We start from the raw sequence: 23,793 nt of genomic DNA, 5'->3' as shown, positions 1-23,793 counted from the left end.
CGGCGACGACTACCTGAAGCACGAGCGCCGTGGCCAGCTGCTGATGCCGGGCTTCATCGACACCCATGTGCATTGCCCGCAGATCGACGTCATCGCGTCCTGGGGCGCGCAGTTGCTGGACTGGCTGGAGACCTACACCTTTCCGGCCGAAGCGCGGCATGCCGATCCGGCCGTGGCGGCCGAGGCCTCGGCGCTGTTCCTCGATGCGCTGCTGGCCCATGGCACGACGTCGGCCGTGGTCTTCCCGACCGTGCACCGCTGCTCGGCCGAGGCGCTGTTCGAGGCCGCACAAGCGCGCGGCATGCGGCTGATCGCCGGCAAGGTGTTGATGGACCAGAACGCGCCGGACAACCTGCGCGACGATGTTGAAGGCGCCGAGCAGGACTGCCGCGCGCTGATCGCCCGCTGGCACGGCCAGGGCCGCCTGGCCTATGCGCTGACGCCGCGTTTTGCGGCCACCAGCAGCCGCGAACAGCTGACGATGGCCGGCCGCCTGCTGGCCGAGCACCCCGGCACCTACATGCAGACCCATGTCGCCGAGAACACGGCCGAGGTGCAGTGGATCGCCAAGCTGTTCCCCGAAGCGCGCAGCTACCTCGATGTCTACGCCCGCCACGGCCTGCTCAACGAACGCGCGGTGCTGGCCCATGGCATCTGGCTCGACGATACCGACCGCGCGCTGCTGCGCGACACCGGTGCGCAGATCGCCTTCTGCCCTTCGTCGAACCTGTTCCTCGGGAGCGGCCTGTTCGGCTGGGCCGCGGCGCGCGAGGTCGGCTTCAAGGTCAGTCTTGCCACCGATGTCGGCGGCGGCACCAGCCTGTCGATGCTGCGCACGATGGCCGATGGCTACAAGGTGCAGGCGCTGGCCGGCACCAAGCTCAGTGCCTGGGCGCTGCTGCATGCCGCGACACGCGGTGCCGCACTGGCCCTGCGCTTGAGCCACGAGATCGGCTCGCTGGAGCCCGGCCTGATGGCCGATGTGGGTCTGTGGGACTGGGCCGTCGGCCCGGTGGCGCAGCGCCGCCACGGCCTGGCGCGCGAGTTGCATGAACAGGCTTTTGCCTGGGTGACACTCGGCGACGAACGCAACCTGGCCGAAAGCTGGGTCGGCGGCCGGCGCCGCTACACCCGCGCATGAGCTCGGCGATGACACAACAAGCACAGGAGCGCCCGATGCTCAGACTCGAGCTGGTCGGCATCAGCAAGCAATACCCTGCCGTGCGCGCCAACGACCAGGTGTCGCTGCGCGTCACGCCCGGGCAGATCCACGCGGTGCTCGGCGAAAACGGCGCCGGCAAGTCGACGCTGATGAAGATCATCTACGGCGCGGTGCAGCCCGACGAGGGCGAACTGCGCTGGAACGGCCAGCCGGTGAAGATCGCCAACCCGCAGCAGGCGCGTGCGCTGGGCATTGCGATGGTGTTCCAGCACTTCTCGCTGTTCGACACCTTGAGCGCGGCGGAAAACGTCTGGCTGGGCCTGGACAAGTCGCTGCCGCTGCCCGAGGTCACCGAGCAGATCCGCCGCGTCTCCAAGGACTATGGCCTGGAGGTCGATCCCTTAAGGCCGGTGCACACCTTGTCGGTCGGTGAACGCCAGCGCGTCGAGATCGTGCGCGCCTTGCTGACGAAGCCGCAGCTGCTGATCCTGGACGAGCCCACCTCGGTGCTGACGCCGCAGGCGGTGGAGACGCTGTTCCTGACGCTGCGCCAGCTGGCGCATGAGGGCTGTTCGATCCTCTACATCAGCCACAAGCTGGACGAGATCCGCGCGCTGTGCCATCACTGCACGGTGCTGCGTGGTGGCAAGGTCACCGGCGAGGTCGACCCGACGAAAGAGAGCAATGCCAGCCTGTCGCGGCTGATGATCGGCAACGAGCCACCGGCGCTGACGCACCGGCCGGCGAATCCGGGTGCCGTGGCGCTGCAGGTGCAAGGCCTGTCGCTGGCCAAGAGCGGGCCCTTCGCACGCACGCTGGACGGCATAGCCTTCCAGGTGCGCGCCGGTGAGGTCGTCGGCATCGCCGGTGTGTCCGGCAACGGCCAGCAGGAGCTGATGGCGGCGCTGTCGGGCGAGGACTGCCGCGCACCGGCCGGCTCGATCCAGCTGTTCGGCGAAGACATCGCCGGGGCCTCGCCGCGCCGGCGCCGCCAGCAGGGCCTGAACTTCGTGCCCGAAGAACGGCTGGGCCGCGGTGCGGTGCCGACGATGTCGCTGGCCGAGAACACGTTGCTGACGCGCACCGAGGCGATCGCCGCCGGTGGCTGGCTGCGCACCTCGGCCGTGCGCGCGATGGCGGCGGACCTGATCCGCCGCTACAACGTGAAAGCCGGCGGGCCGGGGGCCGCGGCGAAGAGCCTGTCGGGCGGCAACTTGCAGAAGTTCATCGTGGGCCGCGAGATCGATGCCAAGCCCAAGCTGCTGATCGTCTCGCAGCCGACCTGGGGCGTGGACGTCGGCGCCGCGGCGCAGATCCGCGGCGAGCTGCTGCGCCTGCGCGACGAAGGCTGCGCGGTGCTGGTGGTCAGCGAAGAGCTCGATGAGTTGTTCGAGATCAGCGACCGGCTGCTGGTGATTGCGCAGGGGCGGATGTCGCCCAGCGTGCCGGTGGCCGAAGCGAGTGTCGAGATGATCGGGCTGTGGATGTCGGGGCTGTGGACCACGGAGGCGGCGCATGCTGAAGCTTGAAGCGCGGCCGCAGCCGTCGAAGGCCATGTCGCTGGCTTCGCCGCTGATCGCGCTGGCGGTCACGGTGGCGGTCGGCGTGCTGCTGTTCACGCTGCTCGGCAAGGATCCCTTGCGCGGTCTGCAGATGTTCTTCGTCGAGCCGGTGAAGAACGCCTATGCGCTGTCCGAGATCGCGATCAAGGCCACGCCTCTGGCGCTGATCGCGCTGGGCCTGTCGATCTGCTACCGCTCGAATGTCTGGAACATCGGTGCCGAAGGCCAGTTCGTGCTGGGCGCGATCTTCGCCAGCGGCGTGGCAATGCAGGCCGGGCCGGATTCGAGCCGGCTGATCGTGTTCGCGATCCTGGCGGCCGGCATCCTGGGCGGCATGTTCTGGGCCGGCATCGTGGCGCTGCTGCGCGACCGCTTCAATGCCAACGAGATCCTGGTCAGCCTGATGCTGGTGTACGTGGCCGAGCTGCTGCTGTCCTACCTGGTCTACGGCCCCTGGAAGGACCCCAAGGGCTACAACTTTCCGCAGACCATCACCTTCCTGGCGGTGACGAAGATTCCGCGGCTGGTCGAGGGCTCGCGGGCCAACATCGGTCTGCTGATCGCGCTGGCTGCGGTGCTGATGGGCTGGCTGCTGCTGTTCCGCACCTATGCCGGCTTCCAGCTGCAGGTGGGCGGGCTGGCCCCGGCGGCGGCGCGTTATGCCGGGTTTTCGTCGCGCCGGGCCTTGTGGCTGGCGCTGCTGCTGTCGGGGGGGCTGGCGGGCCTGGCCGGTGGGCTGGAAGCGGCGGGGCCCCTGGGGCAGCTAACGCCGTATGTCCCCGTTGGCTACGGCTTCGCGGCGATCATCGTGGCCTTTGTCGGCCGGCTGCATCCGATCGGCGTGGTCTTCGCTGCCGTGCTGATGAGCATGTTCTACATCGGCGGTGAACTGGCGCAGTCGCGGCTGGGGCTGCCGAAGTCGATCACGGGCGTTTTTCAGGGTCTGCTGCTGTTTGCTTTATTGGCGGCGGATACCTTGATCCACTACCGCGTGCGCTTCAAGAAGAAGGTCTGACATGGAATCCTTTGCCCTGCTGATTGCCGCCACGCTGAACGCCGGCACGGTGCTGGCCATCGCCGGCCTCGGCCTGCTGATCAACGAGCGCGCCGGCATCCTGAACCTCGGCGCCGAAGGCCTGATGCTCGTTGCAGCGATCGCCGGATTCGCCACCGCCGTGCACACCGGCAGCGACCTGCTGGCCTTCGGCGCCGGCATGGCCGCCGGCGGCGTGATGGCCGCGCTCTTCGGCGTGCTGGTGATCTGGCTCAACACCAACCAGTACGCCAGCGGCCTGGCGCTGAGCCTGTTCGGTGCCGGCTTCTCGGCCTTTGCCGGCATCAAGTACACGCAGGAAAAGATCGGCGACCGCCTGCGCTTCGAGATCCCCGGCCTGGCCGACATTCCCTTCATCGGCCCGGCCTTGTTCAAGCAGCACCCGATGGTCTACATCGCGGTGTTGATGGCTTTCGCGCTGGCCTGGTTCCTGTACCGCTCACGCGCCGGCCTGGTGTTGCGCGCGGTGGGCGAATCACCGGATTCCGCGCACGCGCTGGGCTATCCGGTGCGGCGCATCCGCCTGCTGGCCGTGGTGGTGGGCGGCATGCTGTGCGGGCTGGCCGGCGCCTATGTCTCGGTCATCTACACGCCCTTGTGGGTGGAGGGCATGATCGCCGGCAAGGGCTGGATCGCACTGGCGCTGACCACCTTCGCCACCTGGCGGCCGGCACGCGTGTTGCTGGGGGCCTACCTGTTCGGCGGCGTCACGATGCTGCAGTTCCACCTGCAGGGCGAAGGCGTGCAGATCGCCAGCCAGTGGCTGTCGATGGGCCCCTACCTGGCCACCATCGTGGTGCTGGTGCTGATCTCTCGCAACGCCACCTGGATCCGCGTGAACATGCCGGCCTCGCTGGGCAAGCCCTTCTTCCCGGGCTCCTGAAGTATTCATAATCCTTTTCCTCACCGCACATCCCTGGAGAATCCATGACCGAGAACATCCCGAAGATCGGCAAACGTTCGTTGATCCAACTGGCCGGCTGGAGCACGCTGGCCGCCGCCGCGGCCCTGGTGGGCTGCGGCAAGAAGGAAGAAGCGGCACCCGCCGCGCCGGCGTCTGCGCCGGCCTCGGCCGCCGCGGCCAAGCCCGCACCGCTGAAGATCGCGTTCGCCTATGTCGGCCCGGTCGGCGATGGCGGCTGGACCTTCGCCCACGACAACGGCCGCAAGGCGCTGGAGAAGGAATTCGGCGACAAGATCGTCACCAGCTTTGTCGAAAACGTGCCGGAGGCCGCCGATGCGGAACGCGTGTTCCGCGACATGGTGGGCCAGGGCAACAAGCTGATCTTCGGCACCACCTTCGGCTACATGGAGCCGATGCTCAAGGCCGCGCCCGATGCCAAGGACGTGAAGTTCGAGCATGCCACCGGCTACAAGACCGCCGACAACCTGCGCACCTATGACAGCCGCACCTATGAGGGTGCCTACATGGCCGGCGTGATCGCCGGCGCGATGACCAAGACCAACACGCTGGGCGTGGTCGGCTCGATCCCGATTCCCGAGGTGATCCGCAACATCAACGCGTTCACGCTCGGCGCGCAGAGCGTCAACCCGAAGGTCAAGACCAAGGTGGTCTGGGTCAACAAGTGGTTCGACCCGCCGAAGGAAACCGAGGCTGCCACCTCGCTGATCAACGGCGGCGCCGACGTGCTGATGCAGAACACGGACTCACCGGCGGTGCTGAAGGCAGCGCAGGACAAGGGCAAACGCGCCTTCGGCTGGGACAGCGATATGACGGCCTACGGCCCCAAGGCCCACCTGGGCTCGGCGGTCATCAACTGGGCGCCGTACTACATCAAGGCCACGCGTGATGCGCTGGAGGGCAAGTGGACCACCGGCAAGGCCTGGTGGGGTGTCAAGGAAGGCGCGATCGATTTCGTCTCGATTGCCGACGACGTGCCGGCCGAGACCAAGGCCAAGCTCGAGACGGTCAAGGCCGGCCTGAAGGACGGCAGTTTCGTGATCTGGAAGGGCCCGATCACCGACAACACCGGCAAGGTCGTGCTCGAGAAGGACAAGGCCGCGGACGATGAGTTCCTCGGCGGCGTGAAGTTCTTCGTGAAGGGTGTCGAGGGCAAGGTTCCGGGAGACAAGTAGTCTCGACTGAACCCCCCATCCCAGGCCGCCCGCCAACCCGGGCGGCCTTGTTCCTTCAGGACCACTTGAACAAGGATCACCGAGATGAACGGCTTCGACACCATCCCCCGCGACAAACTGCCTGAGCTGCTGCGCACGGCCCCCAAGGCCGAGCTGCACATTCACATCGAAGGCTCGCTGGAGCCCGAGCTGATCTTCAAACTCGCGCAGCGCAACGGCGTGGCGCTGGCCTACCCCACTGTCGAGGCCCTGCGCGCGGCCTATGCCTTCACCGACCTGCAGAGCTTTCTGGACATCTACTACGCGGGCGCCAGCGTGCTGCTGAAGGAGCAGGACTTCTTCGACATGGCCTGGGCCTATTTCGAACGTGCCGCGGCCGATAACGTGGTGCATGCCGAGCTGTTCTTCGACCCGCAGACGCACACCGCGCGCGGTGTCGACATCGGGACGGTGATTCGCGGCCTGCACCACGCCTGCCAGCGCGCGCAGGCCGAGTTGGGGATCAGCGCCGCACTGATCCTGTGCTTCCTGCGCCATTTGAGCGAAGACGATGCACTGGCCACGCTGGACGCGGCGCTGCCTTATCGCCAGCACTTCGTCGGCGTCGGGCTGGACAGCAGCGAACGCGGCCATCCGCCGGAGAAGTTCGCCCGCGTGTTCGCGAAAGCCCGTGAACTGGGCTTGCACCTCGTCGCCCATGCCGGCGAAGAGGGGCCGCCGGCCTACATTGAGAGCGCGCTGGACGTGCTGAAGGTCGAGCGCATCGACCATGGCGTGCGCTGCCTCGAGGACCCCGCGTTGGTACAGCGCCTGGCCGCGCTGCGCATGCCGCTGACGGTGTGCCCGCTGTCGAACGTCAAGCTCTGCGTGTTCAAGGATCTGTCGCAACACACGCTGCCGGCGCTGCTGGAAGCAGGGCTGTGCGCCACGGTCAACAGTGACGACCCCGCCTATTTCGGGGGGTATCTCAACCAGAACCTGCTGGAAACCTTCGCGGCACTGCCGCAACTCGGTGCGGCGCAGGCCTACCAGGTGCTGCGCAACAGCTTCGAGGCCAGCTTTGTCTCGGCGGACCAACGTGCGCACTGGATCGCCCAGCTCGATGCTGCGTTCGGCGCGGCCGCTGCGACGCCAGTGCCACGGTAGCAGGCAGCGATTCGATTTTCACGGGTCGTTGCGCCACCCGGGAGTGGCCATGGCATCGCTATTGCTTGATGCGTGCGGTCGCCCGCTGCTGTGCGCTGCCCGGACCGGGAAAAGTTCATGAACTGCCTGACAACGGGCAGGTAGCGCGGCCATGGGCTCAACCGATACTGGACGAGGGTGACGGCTCGCAAGGCCTGTCTGCCGGCCATCCACACGAGGTGGCGTGAATCTAGGGGCTGGCCGGGCATCAGGCCCAGCCAGCCATGGTAGTTTCGAAGTCAGCCTCCAAAAGGGGCCGGAAGGGCTGCCGCAGGGGGCGGCCGATGCCGGACGGATGGGCCGCAACGGGTGCCATCGCGGTGTTCGGGTGACGTTGAACGCAGGGCGAGGGATCCATATGCGGGTGCACAGGCTGAATCGTGGGCGGCGAGATCCGTTCGCCATGGCTTCGGGTGCCGTGTGGCGCATGCCCCACTGCCCCCGAACAGGGTGTACCGCGAGCATTGCACGCTGCAGTAGCATGCCGCCGGGGAGCTTGATCAACGGCAACGTTGGCGGATGGGCAGGCGGGCGGCCCGCCAGGGGGAGTGGTATGTACCGTGCCCTCCGATGCAGGCTTGATCGCCCGGCTGTGCGCAAGGTTGTGCGCCCGGGTGTGTGCCGCACCGACCTTTGTGCAGATGCAGTGGCAAGGCCAACGATGGTTCTGCTGCCTGACGATTGCGGATCGGGTGTGTGCTCATGACCCCTTTCATCAAGTTCGTCTACAGCCCGGCTGGCCTGGCCGATGTCAGCCTGGTGGTCGCTGCCTGCCGTGCCGGCGGCGTCGGTGTGCTGAACGCCGAACTGGGTTTGAGCAGCGAGGCCATCCTCCCCTTGCTCGACCGCGTGGCCAGCTTCGTGCCGCAGGGTTACGGCATCAAGCTGGCGGCGGTGGACACGCCGCTGGCCGCAGCGCTGCAACGCCATGCCGGCCTGGGGCTGCGCTGGGTGATCCTTGATGCTGCGGCGGTAACCGGGCAGGACGTGCTGATGGCCGCCCTGCGGGCCGCCGGCGTGAAGCTGCTGGTGGAGGTGAGCGATGCCCGCCTGGCGCTGACCGGCCTCGAACACCGCATCGATGGCCTGGTGCTCAAGGGCAATGAAGCCGGTGGCTTCGTCGGCGACGATGCCAGCTTCATCCTGCTGCAGAAGTGGCATGGCCGCACGACGCTGCCGATGTACCTGCGCGGCGGCCTGACGCCGCAGGTGGCCGCGGCCGTCCACGCCGTGGGCCTGGTCGGCGGCGTGCTCGACGCGCAGGTCCTGCTGATGCCCGAATCGCCGCTGCGCACCAGCCTGCAGCCGGTGCTGGCCAGCCTGTCCGGCAACGAGACACTGGCGGTCGGCGACGGCGAGAACGGCGAATACTTCCGCATCCTGATGCGCCCGGGTCACGCGGTGGCCAAGGCTTTTGCCGCCGCCGGCGACGGCCAGCGCTTCGAAGTGCTGCGTGGCCTGGTCGAGGGCAAGCTGAATTGGCGCGAGCCGAAGAACGGCTTGCTGCCGGTGGGCCACGACATCTGTTTTGCCGCCGCCTGGGCCCGCCAGCACGGCCACTTGGCCGGGCTGTTCCGCGCCTTCGACGAGGCCGTGGCGAACCAGCTGCGCCAGGCCGTGCAGGCCCGCACCATCACCGCCGGCGCACCGCTGGCGCAGGCGCTGGGCATTCCGCTGCCGCTGATCCAGGGGCCGATGACGCGGGTGTCCGACAGCGCGATGTTCGCTCAGCACGTCGCCGAAGCCGGCGCCTTGCCGATGGTGGCGCTGGCGCTGCTCAAAGGCCAGCCGCTGGTCGACCTGCTGGCAGAGACCGCCGAGCGATTGAAGGACAAGCACTGGGGCATCGGCCTGCTGGGCTTTTCGCCGCAGCCCTTGCTCGATGAACAGTTGGCCGTGTCGGTGCGCTTCAAGCCGGCCTACGCCATCATCGCCGGCGGCCGCCCGGACCAGGCGGTGCACCTGGAACAGGCCGGCATTCCGACCTTCCTGCATGTGCCCTCGGCCAACCTGCTGCCGATGTTCCTGGCCGAAGGCGCGCGCCGCTTCATCTTCGAAGGCCGCGAATGCGGCGGCCACATCGGGCCGCTCTCCAGCTTCGTGCTGTGGAGCACGATGGTCGAGCGCCTGCTGGCCGAGCTGCCGACCAACAAGGTCAAGCCCGAGGACATCCAGCTGATCTTCGCCGGCGGCATCCACGACGCCTTGTCGTCGGCGGTGCTGCAGGTGCTGGTCGCGCCGCTGGCCGCCAAGGGCGTGCGCATCGGCATCCTGATGGGCAGCGCCTACCTGTTCACCGAAGAGATCGTCGCCTCCGGCGCGATCGTGCCGACCTTCCAGCGCGAAGTGCTGGCCTGCGAACGCACGGTGAACCTGGAATCCGGCCCGGGCCACGCCAGCCGCTGCGGCTACACGCCGTTTGCGCGCGACTTCTTCCGCCAGCGCGCCGAATTGCGCGCGAAGAACGTGCCGGCCGACGAAGCCCGCCGCGTGCTGGACGACCTGATCCTCGGCCGCCTGCGCACGGCCTCGAAGGGCCGCGATCGCGGCGGCGAAAACGGCGCCTTGCGTGAACTGAGCGAAGCCCAGCAGCATGCCGACGGCATGTACATGCTGGGCCAGGTCGCGATGCTGCGCGACGGCGTCACGCGCATCGCCGACTTGCATAGACAAGTCACCGACGATGCCGGTGCGCTGCTGGCCCACCGCCTGATCGAGACCACGCCGGTGGCGGGTGAAGTGTCTGGTGCCGTGCCGGCCGATGTCGCGATCGTCGGCATCTCGACGCTGCTGCCCAAGGCCAACAGCACGCGCGAGTTCTGGGAAAACATTGTCGGCCGGGTCGATGCGATCACCGAGATCCCGCAGCACCGCTGGGACTGGCGCCTGTACTTCGATGCCGATCGCACCAAGCGCGACAAGATCTACAGCAAGTGGGGCGGCTTCCTTGACGACCTGGCCTTCGACCCGATGCGCTACGGCATGCCGCCGAAAGCCATCGAATCGGTCGACCCGATGCAGCTGATGGCGCTGGAAGTGGCGCAGCGCACGCTGGTCGATGCGGGCTACGCTGGCGACGCGGCCAAGCCGCTGAACCGCGAACGGGCAGCCGTGATCATCGGCGCCAGCGGCGGTACCGGCGACCTGGGTTCGCAGTACGGCCTGCGTTCGGAGCTGCCGCGTTTTGCCGGCAGCCTGCCGGACGATGTGGCGGCGCGGCTGCCCGAGTGGACCGAAGACAGCTTCGCCGGCATCCTGCTGAACGTGATCGCCGGCCGCATTGCCAACCGGCTGAATTTCGGCGGCGTCAACTTCACCACCGATGCGGCCTGCGGCTCGTCACTGGCCGCCGTCTACCAGGGTGTCTCGGAACTGGTAGCCGGCCGCAGCGACTTCGTGCTCGCTGGCGGGGTCGATACCGTGCAGGGGCCGTTCGGCTACCTGTGCTTCAGCAAGACCCAGGCGCTGTCGCCGCGCGGCCGCTGCTCGACCTTCGATTCATCGGGCGACGGCATCGCGATCAGCGAAGGCATCGCGATGATTGCGCTGAAGCGCCTGGCCGATGCCGAGCGCGACGGCGACCGCATCTACGCGGTGATCAAGGGCGCCGGCGGCTCCAGCGACGGCAATGCCAAGGGCATGACCGCGCCGCTGCCGGCCGGCCAACTGCGCGCGATGCGCCGGGCCTACGCGCAGGCCGGCTACGGGCCGAACAGCGTCGGCCTGTTCGAGGCGCATGGCACCGGCACGGTGGCCGGCGACACCGCCGAGCTCGACAGCACCTCGCAGCTGATCCGCGAGCAGGCCCACGCGCCGCGGCAGGCGGTGATCGGTTCGGTCAAGAGCATGATCGGCCACACCAAGGCCACGGCCGGCGTGGCCGGGCTGGTCAAGGCCGCGCTGGCGCTGCACCACCAGGTGCTGCCGCCGCATCTGCACGTCCAGCAGCCGAACGCCATCCTGCGCGACGACAGCAACCCGCTGCATGTGATCGACCAGCCCCAGCCGTGGTTGCCCGACGGGGCCGCGCCGCGCCGCGCGTCGTGCAGCGCCTTCGGCTTCGGCGGCACCAACTTCCATGTGACGATGGAGGAGTACCGCGGCGAGTACCGCGACTGGCTCAAGCCGGTCGCCACCGACCGCTGGCCCTCGGAGCTGCTGCTGTGGGGCGAGGCCGATGCCGCCGCCTTGCTGCAGCGCCTGACCGAAACCGAAGCCGCGCTGGCCAGCGCACCGGCGCTGGCGCTGCGCGACCTCGGCGCCAGCCTGGCGCGGCAGTACGTCAGCGGCAGCGAGACGTTGGCCATCGTTGCCGAGTCGGCGGCCGACCTGGCCGTCAAGCTGGCCAAGGCGCTGGCCTGCCTGCGCGGCGAGGCCAAGGTCCTGCCGCCCGGCGTGTTCCACGGCACAGCCGGGTCGGTGCCCGGCAAGGTGGCCGTGCTGTTTCCGGGTCAGGGGTCGCAGTACACCGGCATGCTGCGCGACCTGGCGCTGCGCTTCCCCGATTGCGCGCAGACCCTGGCGGAGGCCGATGCCGTGCTGCGGCCGGCCTTCGAGGCGCGCTTCGGCGCCGGCCACCCGCTGTCGCGCTTCATCCTGCCGCGCGGCAGCTACAGCGACGAGGACAAGGACGCGGCGCGCCTCGCGCTGACCAGCACCGACGTCGCCCAACCCGCGCTGGGCGCGGTCGAGGTCGGCATGTGGCGCCTGCTGCAGCGCCTGGGCCTGCGCGCCGACATGATGGCCGGCCACAGCTACGGCGAATTCGTCGCGCTGCATGCCGCCGGCGCCTTCGACTTCGAGGCGCTGATGACGCTGTCGGCCGCGCGCGGCCGCTTCATCGTCGATGCGGCCCAGGCCGGCGGTGCGGAACTGGGCACCATGGCCGCGGTGCAGGCCACGCGCAAGGATGTCGAGACGGCGATCGCCGGCATTCCCGGGGTCGTCGTCGCCAACCACAATGCACCGCTGCAGAGCATCATCTCCGGCAGCCATGCCGCGGTGGGCCAGGCGGTGGCGGCCTTGCGCAAGAGCGGCGCCGAAGTCAGCGAGATCCCGGTGGCCGCGGCCTTCCATTCCGCGCTGGTGAAACCGGCACAGGGCCTGCTGGCCGAGCTGATCCAGGCCACGCCCTGGCAGCCGACGCGCGTGCCGGTGTATTCGAACGCGCGTGCCGAGGCGCATGACGATGATGTCGAGCTGGTGCGCCAGTGCATGGCCGAGCACCTGGTGCAGCCGGTGGAGTTCGTCGCCGAGATCGAGGCCATGGTCGAGGAGGGCGCCAGCCTGTTCATCGAGGTCGGCCCGAAGGCCGTGCTGTCCCGCCTGGTCGGCAAGATCCTCGATGGCCGCGCCCATCGTGCGATAGCCATCGACGACGGCAACGGCGTCGGCGGCCTGCTGAAGGCGCTGGGCCAGTTGGCCTGTGCCGGTGTGGCGCTGGATTGGCCAGCCTTGTTCGCCGGCCGCGATTGCCGCATCGGCGATCCGTCCGACCCGGCGGCATTGCAGCGCGTGACGGTGCTGCCGAAACACGCCTGGCTGCTGAACGGCAGCCGCGCGCGCCGTGCCACCGAGCCGGTGCAGCAAATTGGCGTGACGCTGGAAGACCTGCCGCGGCTGCAGGCGTCGGCGCTGCCGGCTGCGGCGCCACGGGCGGTGCCCGAACCCGCCGGAACCACGATGACCGCGGCGGCGCTGCCTGCCGCCGCGCCGCTGCGTGCTCAGCTTGTTCCCCAGAGACTTTGGAAGAAGGAGGTCCGGATGACCGAACGACGACCCTTGCCACCCGCTGCCGGCAGCTCGGCCGTGATGTCGGAGTACTTCGACACCATGCGCCAGTTCCTGGAAACACAAGAACGGGTGATGGCCATGTTCATGGGCAGCGATGTGCCCGCTGCGGCCGCGCGACCGCTGCTGCGCCCGATGCGTGCGGCCCAGCCGATGCCGCGGCTGGCTGAACCGGAGGCCGTGGCACCGGTGCCGCGTGCGGTGCCGGCCGCCACGGCGCCGGCCCCGGTGGTGGCAGCGGCCGTGGTGGCGCCTGCCCCCGTGCCGGCGCCGGCGCCGGTGGCAGCCGTCGCGGCAGCGGCACCCAAGGCCGCCTCGCCGGCGGCCGAAGGCGCTGCGCTGGGCCGCGACAAGCTGGTCGACCTGCTGCTGAGCATCGTCGAGGAAAAGACAGGCTACCCGCGCGACATGGTCGGCCTGGACCAGAACCTGGAATCCGACCTCGGCATCGATTCGATCAAGCGCATCGAGGTCGTCGGCGCGATGATGCAGAAGCTGCCCGAAGGCATGCGCAGCGCGCTGAGCGAGAGCCGCACCAAGCTCAACACCCAGCCCACGCTGAACGGCATGCTGGAGATACTGGTCGGTGCCAAGAGCGAAGGGGCCACCGTCCCTTTTGAAGTGGCCGAGGCGGGAGCCCAGGTTGACGCCGAAGTCGTCAACCACCCGCCTCGGCATGTGATCCAGGCCTGTGCCGAAGCGCTGCCGGCGAATGCGTCGCGGCGGCTGGGCATCGGCCATGTCCTGATCGCCGACGACGCACTGGGCCTGGCGGCCGAGCTCGCGGCGCAACTGGTGGCACGCGGCTGCACCGTGCAGCGCGTGCCGCGCGAGACGCTGGCCGACGAAAACGCGCTGGCCGCCTGGATCAGCGCGCACCGGCCCGGCATCTCGCGGCTGGCCGGGCTGGTGCACCTGACGCCCGTCGGTTCCCCGGCCATCGACGGCCAGGGCCCGGCCGCTGCGTGGCGGCAGGCGCTGCAACTGAACGAGAAGTCGCTGTACCAGTTGCTGCAAGGCTTCAGCGCGCAACTGGCCGAGGATGCGCATGTGCTGGCGGCCTGCGGCCTGGGCGGCTTGTTCGGGCGTGACGGGGACGGCGCTGCCTCCAAGCTGCACCTCCAAGGCGGCGCAGTGGGCGTCATCAAGTCGCTGTTCGAGGAGCGTCCCACGCTGCGCCTCAAGGCGGTGGACCTCGATCCGGCCGCACCGGCAACGATGCTGCCGGCGCTGATCGACGAACTCGAGTTGGTCGGTGGCCGCCACGAAGTGGGCTACCCGCAAGGCCGGCGCACGGTGTTCCGCACCGTGGCCGCGGCTGCGCCGGCCGCGGTGCCGGTGCCGTCACTGGACAAGATCGTCGTGCTGGCCACCGGCGGGGCGCGCGGCATCACCGCCGAAGTGCTGCGTGAACTGGCGCAGCCCGGCAATGCGCTGGTGCTGACCGGCCGCAGCGCCTTGCCCGCCGCCGAGCATGCCGACACCGCCGGCCTGGCCGACGCTGTTGCGCTGCGCCAGCACTTCGTCGCGCAAGTGCGCAGCGGCGGCAGCACGCTGAAGCTGGCCGACGTGCCACGCCAGGTGCAGGCCGTGCTGGGCGAACGCGAGATGCGCAGCAACATCGCCGACTTCCGCCAGCGTGGCGCAGCGGTCGAGTACCACGCGGTGAACGTCACCGACGATGCAGCGCTGGGCGCGCTGGTGGCCGGCTTGCATGCGCGCTTGGGTGCGATCCACGGCATCGTGCACGGCGCCGGCGTGATCGAGGACAAGCTGCTGGCCGACAAGCAGCCCGACAGCTGGTCGCGCGTGGTCGAGACCAAGGTGCTGGGCCTGCTGCTGCTGCACAAGCATGTGCCGGCGGCCGATCTGCGCTTCGTCAGCGTCTTCAGTTCGGTCGCCGGCCGCTACGGCAACAGTGGCCAGAGCGACTACGCGACGGCCAACGAATTGATGAACCGGCTGTGCAGCCAGTGGTCGCGGCAGTCGGCCGGACGCACCAATGTGCGTGCGCTGTGCTGGGGCCCGTGGGGGCCGACGCTGTTCGGCGCCGGCATGGTGACGGCCGAGACCGAGGCCAAGTTCGCCGCCAAAGGCGTGTCGCTGGTGACGGCGGCGCAGGGCCGCCGGCTGTTCATCGACGAATTGCGTTCGCCCACTGACGCGGCGCTGGAAATCGTCTGCGGCGGCGGGCCCTGGGAACAGGTCGAGGCCGAACGCGGTGCCATCGCGACGAGCGAGCCGCAGGCGGGCGCCGCAGCGGCCGAGCGACAGGACGGCGTCATCGCCGCCGGTGGCCGCTGGTTCGGCGCGCTGCTGGGCGCCGCGGTGCACACGCCGATGCCCACCGGCGGCCAGGTGCTGAGCCTCACACTCGACGACAACCATGCCTACCTGCAGGAGCACCGCATCGACAGCGTGCCGGTGCTGCCTGCAGCGGCCGCGATGGAGATGCTGGCCGAAGCGGCGCGGGCGCTGTGGCCAGGCTGGCAGGTCGTCGAGTTGCGCGACTTCAAGTTGATGAAGGGCGTCGAGCTCAAGCAGATGCCGCGCAGCCTGCGCATCGAGATCAATCCGCCGCCCTACGGCAGCAGTGAAGGCTTCGAGGTCAACGCATCGCTGCAGACCGAGCTCGCCGAAGGCAAGCGCCTGACGCACTACCGCTGCGTGCTGCGCCTGGCGCAGCAGTTCGAGGCGATGAGCGAACGCGAACGCGAGGTGCACGGCGAAAAGCGCCTGGCGCTGCGCACCGCCTACGACGACTGGCTGTTCCACGGCCCGCGCTTCCAGGTCATCGAGGCCATCCAGGGCTTGTCCGGCCGCGGGTCCAGTGCCACGGTGCGGGCCACGCAACCGGCGTCCTGGCTGGCCCGTCTGCCTGCGGACACCGAGGCCTGGGTCTTCGATCCGGCGCTGATCGACGCGGCCGCGCAGATGGCCTTGCTGTGGGACCGTGCGTTCCACGGTGAATCCTGCCTGCCCACCGGCTTCGGCCGCGTGCAGCGTTTCGGTACCGAGCTGCCCGATCAGATGACGATGGACTTCGAGCGCCTGCCCTCGGACGACAGCAGCGTGGTACGCGCCAACGTGCACTTCATCGACGCGCAGGGCCGCGTGGTGCTGCTGGTCGAGGACATGCAGTGCATCTCGGCCGCGGCGCTGAACCGCCTGGGCGGCACGCACCGCACCACGGGCGCTGCAGCATGAGCGGCACCGGCATGAACACACCCGATACCGCGCCCGACAAGACCGCACCGATCGCGATCATCGGCATGGCCTGCCTGTTTCCGCAGGCGCCGGACCTGCACGCTTTCTGGCAGAACATCCTGCTGGGCGTCGATGCCATCGGCGAACCGGTGGCCGGCTGGGACGCCGAGCGCTACCTGCGCAGCGGCCGCATCAAGACGCCGCATGGCGGCTACCTGAAGGACCTGTACCGCTTCAACCCGACCGAGTTCGGCATCATGCCCAACTCGCTGGACGGCGGTGAACCCGACCAGTACCTGGCACTGCGCATCGCCCGCGACGCACTGCGCGACGCCGGCTACCTGCGCGACGACGCCGACCACCGCGACACCGGCATCATCCTCGGCCACAGCACCTACCTGCACCGCGGGCAGGGCACCATCGTGCAGCACCTGGTGGTGATCGACCAGACCATCGAGATGCTGAAGCTGGCCTGCCCGGCGCTGGGGGACGACGAGGTCGCGAAGATCCAGGCGCTAATGCGTTCGAAGCTGCCGCAATCGAACGCCGATGTCGCACCGGGCCTGGTGCCCAACGTGATGACAGGCCGCATCGCCAACCGCCTGAACCTGCATGGCCCGAACTACCTGGTCGACGCTGCCTGCTCCTCGTCGCTGCTGGCAGTGGGCGCGGCGATCGACGAATTGCGCGCCGGCCGCAGCCGCATGATGCTGGCGGGCGGCGTCAATGCCTCGCTGCCGGCCGAGGTGTCGTACATCTTCACGCAGCTTGGCGCGCTCAGCGGGCGCGGCAAGGTGCGGCCCTTCGAGGCCGGCAGCGACGGCACGCTGCTGGGTGAAGGCCTGGGCGTGGTGGTGCTCAAGCGCCTGGACGAAGCGCTGGCCGATGGCGACCGCATCTACGCGGTGCTGCGCGGCATCGGCCAGGCCAGCGATGGCCGTGGCCATGGCTTGTTAGCCCCCAGCGTCGACGGCGAGACGCTGGCCATCCGCCGGGCCTACGACGCCGCCGGTGTCGACCCGGCCACGGTCGGCCTGATCGAATGCCATGGCACCGGCATCCCGCTGGGCGACAAGACCGAGATCGCGGCGATCCGCAATGTGCTGGGTGATCGCCTCGGCGAGCAGGGCACGGTGGCCATCGGCTCGGTCAAGTCGATGATCAGCCACTGCATCCCGGCGGCCGGCATCGCCGGGTTGATCAAGAGCGCGCTGGCCTTGCACCACCGGGTGCTGCCGCCCACGCTGTGCGGCGAGCCGAATCCGGAACTGGGCATCGCGCAGACGCCGCTGTACATCAACACCCAGGCCGCGCCGTGGATCCATGCGCCCGGCACGCCGCGCCGCGCCGGCGTCAATTCCTTCGGCTTCGGCGGCATCAATGCGCACGGCATCCTCGAGCAGGCGCCGGCGCAGGCCGCGCGGCCCGCGCAGAGCACGCCGTGGCCGGCCGAGCTGTGCGTGCTGGCCGCCGACTCGGCCGGCGCGCTGGTCGACCAGCTGCAGCAGCTGTCCGCCGGCCTTGCCACGGCCGGCTGGCGCCTGGCCGAGGTCGCGCAGGCACTGGCCCGGCAAGCGCTGACCGGCAACCATCGCCTGGCGATCGTGGCCAAGAACGAAGCCGCGCTGGCCACCGCCTGCAAGCAGGCTGCCGAGCGCCTGGCCAAGGACGACAGCCCGGGCTGGGCCACGCGCGGCGGCATCGTCTACAGCCGCACCCAGTTGCCGGGCAAGCTGGCCTTCCTGTTCCCCGGTGAAGGCTCGCAGTACCTGGGCATGCTGGCCGACCTGGCAATGTGCTTCGACGAAGTGCGCGAGTGGCTGGACTTCTGGCGCGGCCTCTACGACGACGCGCCGGGCGCCACCCGCACCGACATCGTCTACCCGCCGGCGATCGAGCTGAGCGCACCGCGCCGCAAGCTGCTGGAAGCGCGGCTGCATGACATGGATGTCGGCTCCGAAGCGGTGTTCGTCGGCGGCCAGGCCCTGAATTCGTTGCTGCAGGCGCTGGGTGTGGTGCCCGACGTGATGGTCGGCCACAGCTCGGGCGAATCGGCTGCGCTGGCCGCCTCCGGCGTGATCATCGCGCCGCAGCGCGAGCAACTGGCCGAGTTCATCCGCCAGCTCAATGTCGTCTACCAGCAGGTGCTGGCCGAAGGCAAGATTCCTACAGGCGCACTGCTGGCGGTCGGTGCCCTGCCGGCAGCCAACGTGCTGGCGCGGGTGAAGGAAGCGCGCAACGACATCGTCGTCGCGATGGACAACTGCGCCAACCAGCTGGTGCTGTATGGCAGCGTGCCGGCCATCGAGGCGATGCAGAAGACACTGGCCGCCGATGGTGCGATCTGCCTGCCGCTGCCCTTCGACCGGGGCTACCACACGCCGGACTTCCAGAGCGTCAGCGATGCCTTCCTGGCGTACTACCGCAGCATCAAGATTGGCAAGCCGCAGGTGCCGCTGTACTCCTGCTCGTCGGCCGGCCTGTTCCCCGACGCCGCGGCCGGCATCCACCAGCTGGCCGCCGCGCAGTGGTCGAACACCGTGCGCTTCCGCGAGACGATCCTGCGCATGCACGACGAGGGCGTGCGGGTGTTCCTCGAAGTCGGGCCGTCGAACAACCTGTCGGCCTTTGTCGGCGACATCCTGGTCGACCGGGACCATCTGTCTCTGGCCTCGAACATGCGTCGGCGCAATGGCGTCGAACAGGTGCTCAGTGTGCTGGGCCAGCTTTTCGTCAACGTCAAGCCGGTGGCGCTGCAGCAGCTGTTCGCGCGGCGCGCGCTCAACGACATCGACTTGACACGCCACCAGCCGGCGCCGCAAAAAGGCCTGCTGCTGGACAACACGATGCCGCAGATGCGGCTGGGCGAGGCCGACCGCGAGACCCTGCGCGCGCTGCTGGCGCCGGCCGTGGTGCAGCCCTTGGCCGGGCCTGCGTTGCCGCAGGCGGCCGAGGCCGCGCCGCCGGTCCCGACCGCGCCGGACATGCCGGCGCCTGAGCCGGCGCCGGCTCAGGCCTCCGAAACCGTGGCCGCCGAGGATTGCCGCGGCGAGGTGATGGCCGACTACTTCGACCTGATGCGCGGTTTCCTCGATCAGCAGCGCCAGCTGATGCAGGGCTGGCAGGCGGTGGCGACCGAGCCGGAGCAAACCACCCTCGTGGCTGAGGGCGTGCCGGCCTACCCGCTGCTGTCGCAGATCGTCACGCAGGACGAGCAGCAGGTGGTCGCCGAGGTCTGGCTCAGCGTCGACCAGCAGGCCTTCTTGCGCGATCATGTGTTGTCCGGCCCGGTGTCGGTCGACGACCCGAACCTGACCGGACTGGCTTGCGTGCCGCTGATGGTGAGCCTGGAGATGCTGGCCGAAGCCGCGGCCGCGCTGATCGGCCGGCAGCCGCAGCTCATCGAGCACGTGCGGGCCTTCGACTGGATCGCGCTCGACGATGGCCAGGCCGTGCTGCAGGTGAGGGCCGAGCGCACCGACCAAGGCGGCTGCCATGCACTGTTGACGCGCGACGGCAAGCCCATCGTCAGCGCCGATTTCCGCTTCGAGGCCGACTGGCAGCTGCCGGCGGTGGCGGCGCCCGCGGCGCCGCAGGCCTCGCACTGGAACGATGCCGCGCTGTACCAGACCGGCATGTTCCACGGGCCGATCTTCCAGAGCGTGATGCACCTGGACGGCTACGACGCCGGCGGCATCAGCGGCCAGCTGTCCAGCGTCAGCCTAGCTGGCTTCTTCACGCCCGGCGAACGGCCGCATCTGGTGCTGAACCCGGTGCTGCTGGATGCCGTCGGCCAGCTGGCGGCGTTCTGGATTGCCCAGTACGCCGGCTACGACTTCAACAGCTTCCCGTCGACGATCGAACGCATCGAGTTGCGCGAGGCCTGCCCGGCCGACCGCGACGGCCTGCGGCTGCTGGCTCGCCAGCAGGCGCTGGATCCGACGGCCACCGCGGTCGGCGCGGCGCGGCGCTGGGACTTCGACTGCGTCGATGCCAGCGGCCGCAGCCTGCTGCGCGTGGGCAACCTGGTCAACATCTTCTTTGCGGTGCCCAACCGCTTCTACCAGGTGCGCCGCGATCCCCTGGTCGGGGCGCTTGGCGCACCCGCGGCCCTTTCGGCGCCGGCCGGCGTGCTGTTGTGGGACCTGCCGATGCTGGGCGACGATTTCTGCGCCCAATCCGGCGGCATCTTCCTGCGCATCCTCGCGCATGCGCTGCTCGGCGCGGCCGAGCGCGAGGAGTGGCATGCACTGCAAGGCAGCCTGGCCTACCGCCGGCAGTGGCTGCTGGGCCGGGCCTGCCTGAAGGAGGCGGTGCGCGAATGGCTGCTGCAGCACTGCGCGGTGCAGTTGCATCCCGCCGACATCTGGGTGATCCACGATTCGCGGGGGGCCCCCATGATCGATGGCTGGTGGCGTGACGAGTTACCGATGCCGGCCGTATCGCTGTCGCACAATGCAGCTGCATGCTTGGCGGCCGTCGCGATGCCGGGCAGCCGAGTCGGCATTGACAGGGAGGACGCCGGACGTGTGCAGCGCCCCGAGCTGCTGCAAGGGGCGCTTGCGGCCGAGGAGCAGCAATCACTCCATGCGTTCAGCGGCGCCGCGCGCACGGATCGGCTGCTGCGCATCTGGTGTGCCAAGGAAGCCGCGGCCAAGCTGACGGGGCTGGGCCTGCAAGGCGAGCCGCAGGCCTACAAGGTTCGATTCATTGACGAAGGCATTGACAGAGTGATGGTGGAATTCGAAGGGATGGGCATCGAGGTGCAGCTGATCGATCAGGCGGGCGCTATCGTGGCCTTGGCCGTGGCGCAGGATGTCGCAGTCGAGGTCGCTGAATGAGCAATTCGTTGATGCGCGACAGCGTCGAGCACACCGTGATCGCGGTGGTCGAGGACCTGATCCAGGACTGGGGCCTGGACATCGACGAGATCGACGGCCGGGCCAAGCTGGTGGCCGACCTGCAGTTCGCCTCGGTCGACATCATCCAGTTGTGCGTGGCACTGGAACAGGCCTACGAGCGCAAGTTCGGCTTCCAGGATCTGTTGATGAAGGACGGCAGCTATGTCGGCGATTTGTCGCTGGCACAGTTCGCGCATTTCATCGAGTCGAAGCTCACCACCTGATCCGGGAGATCAACGCATGACTGTCCGCACACTCTTCATCGGCATGGACGGCGCCACCTTCACGGTGCTCGACGACCTGACGTCCAAGACAGACCCGGCTTCGTCGGTGATGCCTTTCCTGTCGAAGATCTTCGCGGAAGGCACGCGTGCCAAGCTGCGCTCGACCCCCAACCCGCTGACGCCGCCGGCCTGGGTCTCGCTGATGACCGGCCGCTCGCCGGGCAACCACGGCGTCTACGATTTCATCCGTGCCGAAGAACGCAACAACGACGTGTTCTTCACGCTCTACGACTCGCGGGACTGCCGCGTCGAGACGATCTGGTCCATCGCCAGCCGGCAAGGCAAGAAGGTCGCGGCGCTGAACTTCCCGTTCACTGCGCCGCCGCCGAAGGACCTGAACGGCTTCATGGTGCCGGGCTTCGTGCCCTGGCGTCACCTGCGCCGCAACTCGACGCCGTCCGACCTGTACGACCGGCTGAAGCAGATTCCCGACTTCAACCCGCAGGAACTGGCCTGGGACTTCGAACAGGAGAAGCAGGCCATGAACGAACTCACCGACAACGACCGCGAGAACTGGGTGCGCTACCACCTGCCGCGCGAAAAGCAATGGTTTCGCATCGCCGACTACCTGCTGAGGGAAGAGGCGCCCGACCTGATGGCCGTGATGTTCGACGGTGTCGACAAGCTGCAGCACCAGGCCTGGGCGTACGTCGACCCGGCGCTGCAGAAAGGGGAATTGAGCGAGTACCACCAGCGCATGCGGGTGCTGTGCATGGACTACTTCCGCCAGCTCGACAGCTTCATCGAGAAGCTGGTCACCGCGGCCGGTCCGGAGGTGCAGGTGTTCATGGCTTCCGACCACGGCTTCACGGCGTCCACCGAGGTGTTGCGCATCAACGCCTACCTGCACGAGAAGGGCTGGCTGAAGTGGCGCGAGGTGCCGGACACCGAAGCCGGCAAGCGCCGCGAGGACAGCATGTTCGCCTTCCTCGACTGGCAGGAGACCATCGCCTATTGCCGCACGCCCTCGTCCAACGGCATCAACATCCGGGTCGCGCGCAATCCCGGCGACACCGGCATCAAGCCCGAGGATTACGACAGCGTGCGCACGCGCCTGATCCGCGACCTGGAAGACCTGAAGGATCCGGTCACCGGCGACCGCATCATCACCGAGATCCACACGCGGGACAAAGTCTTCCCGGGCGAGGCCATGGCCGATGCGCCGGACCTGCTGCTGACCTTGCGTGACCACGGCTTCGTGTCGATCAAGAACAAGCTGCCGATCGTCGAGCCGCGCCCCGAGGTGGTCGGCACGCATCACCCGGATGGCGTGTTCCTTGCATACGGTCCCGGCATCAACGCCGGTGCCCAGATTGCCCGCCGCAACATCACCGACGTCGGCGCGACGCTGCTGTACAGCCTGGGGCTGCAGGTGCCGTCGGATTTCGAAGGCAAGGTTCCGGCATCGATGTTCACGCAGCCTCAACTGGACGCTCACCCGATCGTCATTGGCGCGGCCACCACCGCGGGCGCCGGCAAGGCCGACCCGTCGGACGGCATGGCCGACGACGAGAAGGAGAAGATCCTCGCGCAACTGCAGATGCTGGGCTACATGGAGTAATCACGTGCCCATCCTGGAAGTCAATGGCGCCCGCATCAACTACGTCCAGCTGGAATGCCAGGACGGCGCAGGTCATGAAGACCTGGTGATGGTGCACGGCCTGGCCACCAACATGGCCTTCTGGTACTTCCAGTATGCGGCGCGCTTGTCGCAGAAGCGCTTCCGCGTCACGCTGTTCGACCTGCGCGGCCATGGCCGCTCGGAGATGAGCGCCGGCGGCTACACGCCCGACAACCTGGCGCGCGACCTGCGTGAGTTGCTCGACCAGCTCGGCATTGCGCGCGCGCATTTCATCACCCACAGCTATGGCGGCGTGGTGGCGATGAACCTGGGCAAGCTGGACCCGCGGCGCATCGCCAGCCTGGTGCTGTGCGACACCCACATCGCCGCGGTGCGCCAGAACGCCCGCATCGACAGCTGGGGTCACGGCGCCGAAATCCAGGCCATCGTCGACCAGGCCGGCCTGCAGCTCGACACCCGCGATCCCTACTTCGGCTACAAGCTGCTGACGGCCGTCTCCCAACGGCAGATGAGCAGCGCCGAGGTGCCCTCTCAGCTGGTCGAGCTGGTCAGCCCGCTGGTCGGCAAGTACGGCAACCGCACGGCGGCGCAGTGGCTCAAGCTGATGGACAGCACCTCGGCCGAGCGGGAGCTGATGGGTGACGACGGCCTGTCACTGGATGAGTTGCGCAAGTTCACGTTCCCGATCCTGGCGCTGTACGGCGACCAGTCGCAGGCCCGGCTGACCGGCAAGGAACTGCTGGATGTCTGGCCGCACGCCGACTTCCGCCGCGTGCACAAGGCCGGCCATTTCTTCCCGAGCTCGCGCTCTGAAGAGGTGATCCACGCCTGCGAGCGCTTCTGGGGCGGCGAGTTCGCCGCCGGCCCGAAGCACCGCTCCGGGGACACGCGGCGCAGCCACTTCCGCAGCGACCGCGTCTACCAGGCCGACGGCGAGTGGTACTTCATGACCCGCGAGCAAGCCCAGGT

At 68.6% G+C, this 23,793-nt stretch carries 11 protein-coding genes; all 11 read left to right on the top strand.

The window, feature by feature from the left end; all coding sequences use genetic code 11:
* Positions 1-1,141: guanine deaminase (gene guaD / locus VLK61_RS14960; RefSeq protein WP_325422408.1), on the top strand; the 1,141-nt coding region annotated here is incomplete at its 5' end.
* Positions 1,142-1,176: 35 nt separating this feature from the next.
* Complete coding sequence (locus VLK61_RS14955) at positions 1,177-2,691, top strand: ABC transporter ATP-binding protein (RefSeq protein ID WP_325422407.1); 1,515 nt, start codon at positions 1,177-1,179, stop codon at positions 2,689-2,691.
* Positions 2,678-3,739 (top strand): ABC transporter permease, encoded by a 1,062-nt coding sequence (locus tag VLK61_RS14950; RefSeq protein WP_325422406.1) that lies wholly within the window; start codon positions 2,678-2,680, stop codon positions 3,737-3,739. Before VLK61_RS14955 ends, VLK61_RS14950 begins: the two co-directional genes overlap by 14 nt.
* 1 nt (position 3,740) lies before the next feature.
* On the top strand, positions 3,741-4,661 hold the full coding sequence (locus tag VLK61_RS14945; protein WP_325422405.1) for an ABC transporter permease: 921 nt from the start codon (positions 3,741-3,743) through the stop codon (positions 4,659-4,661).
* Between the two features lie 44 nt (positions 4,662-4,705).
* Positions 4,706-5,875 carry a BMP family ABC transporter substrate-binding protein gene (locus tag VLK61_RS14940; RefSeq protein WP_414636816.1) on the top strand — a complete coding sequence of 390 codons (1,170 nt, stop codon included), beginning with the start codon at positions 4,706-4,708 and terminating at the stop codon, positions 5,873-5,875.
* Between the two features lie 84 nt (positions 5,876-5,959).
* The gene (locus VLK61_RS14935) at positions 5,960-7,021 is read left to right on the top strand and encodes an adenosine deaminase (RefSeq protein ID WP_325422404.1); all 1,062 of its coding nucleotides are present in this window, start codon (positions 5,960-5,962) and stop codon (positions 7,019-7,021) included.
* A 741-nt stretch (positions 7,022-7,762) separates the two neighbouring features.
* Positions 7,763-16,057, top strand: coding sequence for an SDR family NAD(P)-dependent oxidoreductase (locus VLK61_RS14930; RefSeq protein WP_325422403.1), 8,295 nt, complete (start codon positions 7,763-7,765; stop codon positions 16,055-16,057).
* An 11-nt stretch (positions 16,058-16,068) separates the two neighbouring features.
* Entirely contained in the window at positions 16,069-20,898 is a 4,830-nt protein-coding gene (locus tag VLK61_RS14925) for a polyketide synthase (RefSeq protein ID WP_325422402.1), read from the top strand.
* Positions 20,895-21,182 carry an acyl carrier protein gene (locus VLK61_RS14920; RefSeq protein WP_325422401.1) on the top strand — a complete coding sequence of 96 codons (288 nt, stop codon included), beginning with the start codon at positions 20,895-20,897 and terminating at the stop codon, positions 21,180-21,182. Before VLK61_RS14925 ends, VLK61_RS14920 begins: the two co-directional genes overlap by 4 nt.
* Before the next feature lie 16 nt (positions 21,183-21,198).
* A complete protein-coding gene (locus tag VLK61_RS14915) occupies positions 21,199-22,803 on the top strand; it encodes an alkaline phosphatase family protein (protein WP_325422400.1) in 1,605 nt (534 codons plus the stop codon).
* A 4-nt stretch (positions 22,804-22,807) separates the two neighbouring features.
* Positions 22,808-23,793: alpha/beta fold hydrolase (locus tag VLK61_RS14910; RefSeq protein ID WP_325422399.1), on the top strand; the 986-nt coding region annotated here is incomplete at its 3' end.

Source organism: Aquabacterium sp. (assembly GCF_035476535.1).
Classification (GTDB): domain Bacteria; phylum Pseudomonadota; class Gammaproteobacteria; order Burkholderiales; family Burkholderiaceae_C; genus Pseudaquabacterium.
This window is presented reverse-complemented; position numbering and strand designations above follow the sequence as displayed.

Bases quoted from the DNA above. Each gene is read 5' to 3' on its own strand.
- VLK61_RS14955 (WP_325422407.1), top strand. From the start codon at position 1,177: ATGCTCAGACTCGAGCTGGTCGGCATCAGCAAGCAATACCCTGCCGTG.
- VLK61_RS14950 (WP_325422406.1), top strand. From the start codon at position 2,678: ATGCTGAAGCTTGAAGCGCGGCCGCAGCCGTCGAAGGCCATGTCGCTG.
- VLK61_RS14945 (WP_325422405.1), top strand. From the start codon at position 3,741: ATGGAATCCTTTGCCCTGCTGATTGCCGCCACGCTGAACGCCGGCACG.
- VLK61_RS14940 (WP_414636816.1), top strand. From the start codon at position 4,706: ATGACCGAGAACATCCCGAAGATCGGCAAACGTTCGTTGATCCAACTG.
- VLK61_RS14935 (WP_325422404.1), top strand. From the start codon at position 5,960: ATGAACGGCTTCGACACCATCCCCCGCGACAAACTGCCTGAGCTGCTG.
- VLK61_RS14930 (WP_325422403.1), top strand. From the start codon at position 7,763: ATGACCCCTTTCATCAAGTTCGTCTACAGCCCGGCTGGCCTGGCCGAT.
- VLK61_RS14925 (WP_325422402.1), top strand. From the start codon at position 16,069: ATGAACACACCCGATACCGCGCCCGACAAGACCGCACCGATCGCGATC.
- VLK61_RS14920 (WP_325422401.1), top strand. From the start codon at position 20,895: ATGAGCAATTCGTTGATGCGCGACAGCGTCGAGCACACCGTGATCGCG.
- VLK61_RS14915 (WP_325422400.1), top strand. From the start codon at position 21,199: ATGACTGTCCGCACACTCTTCATCGGCATGGACGGCGCCACCTTCACG.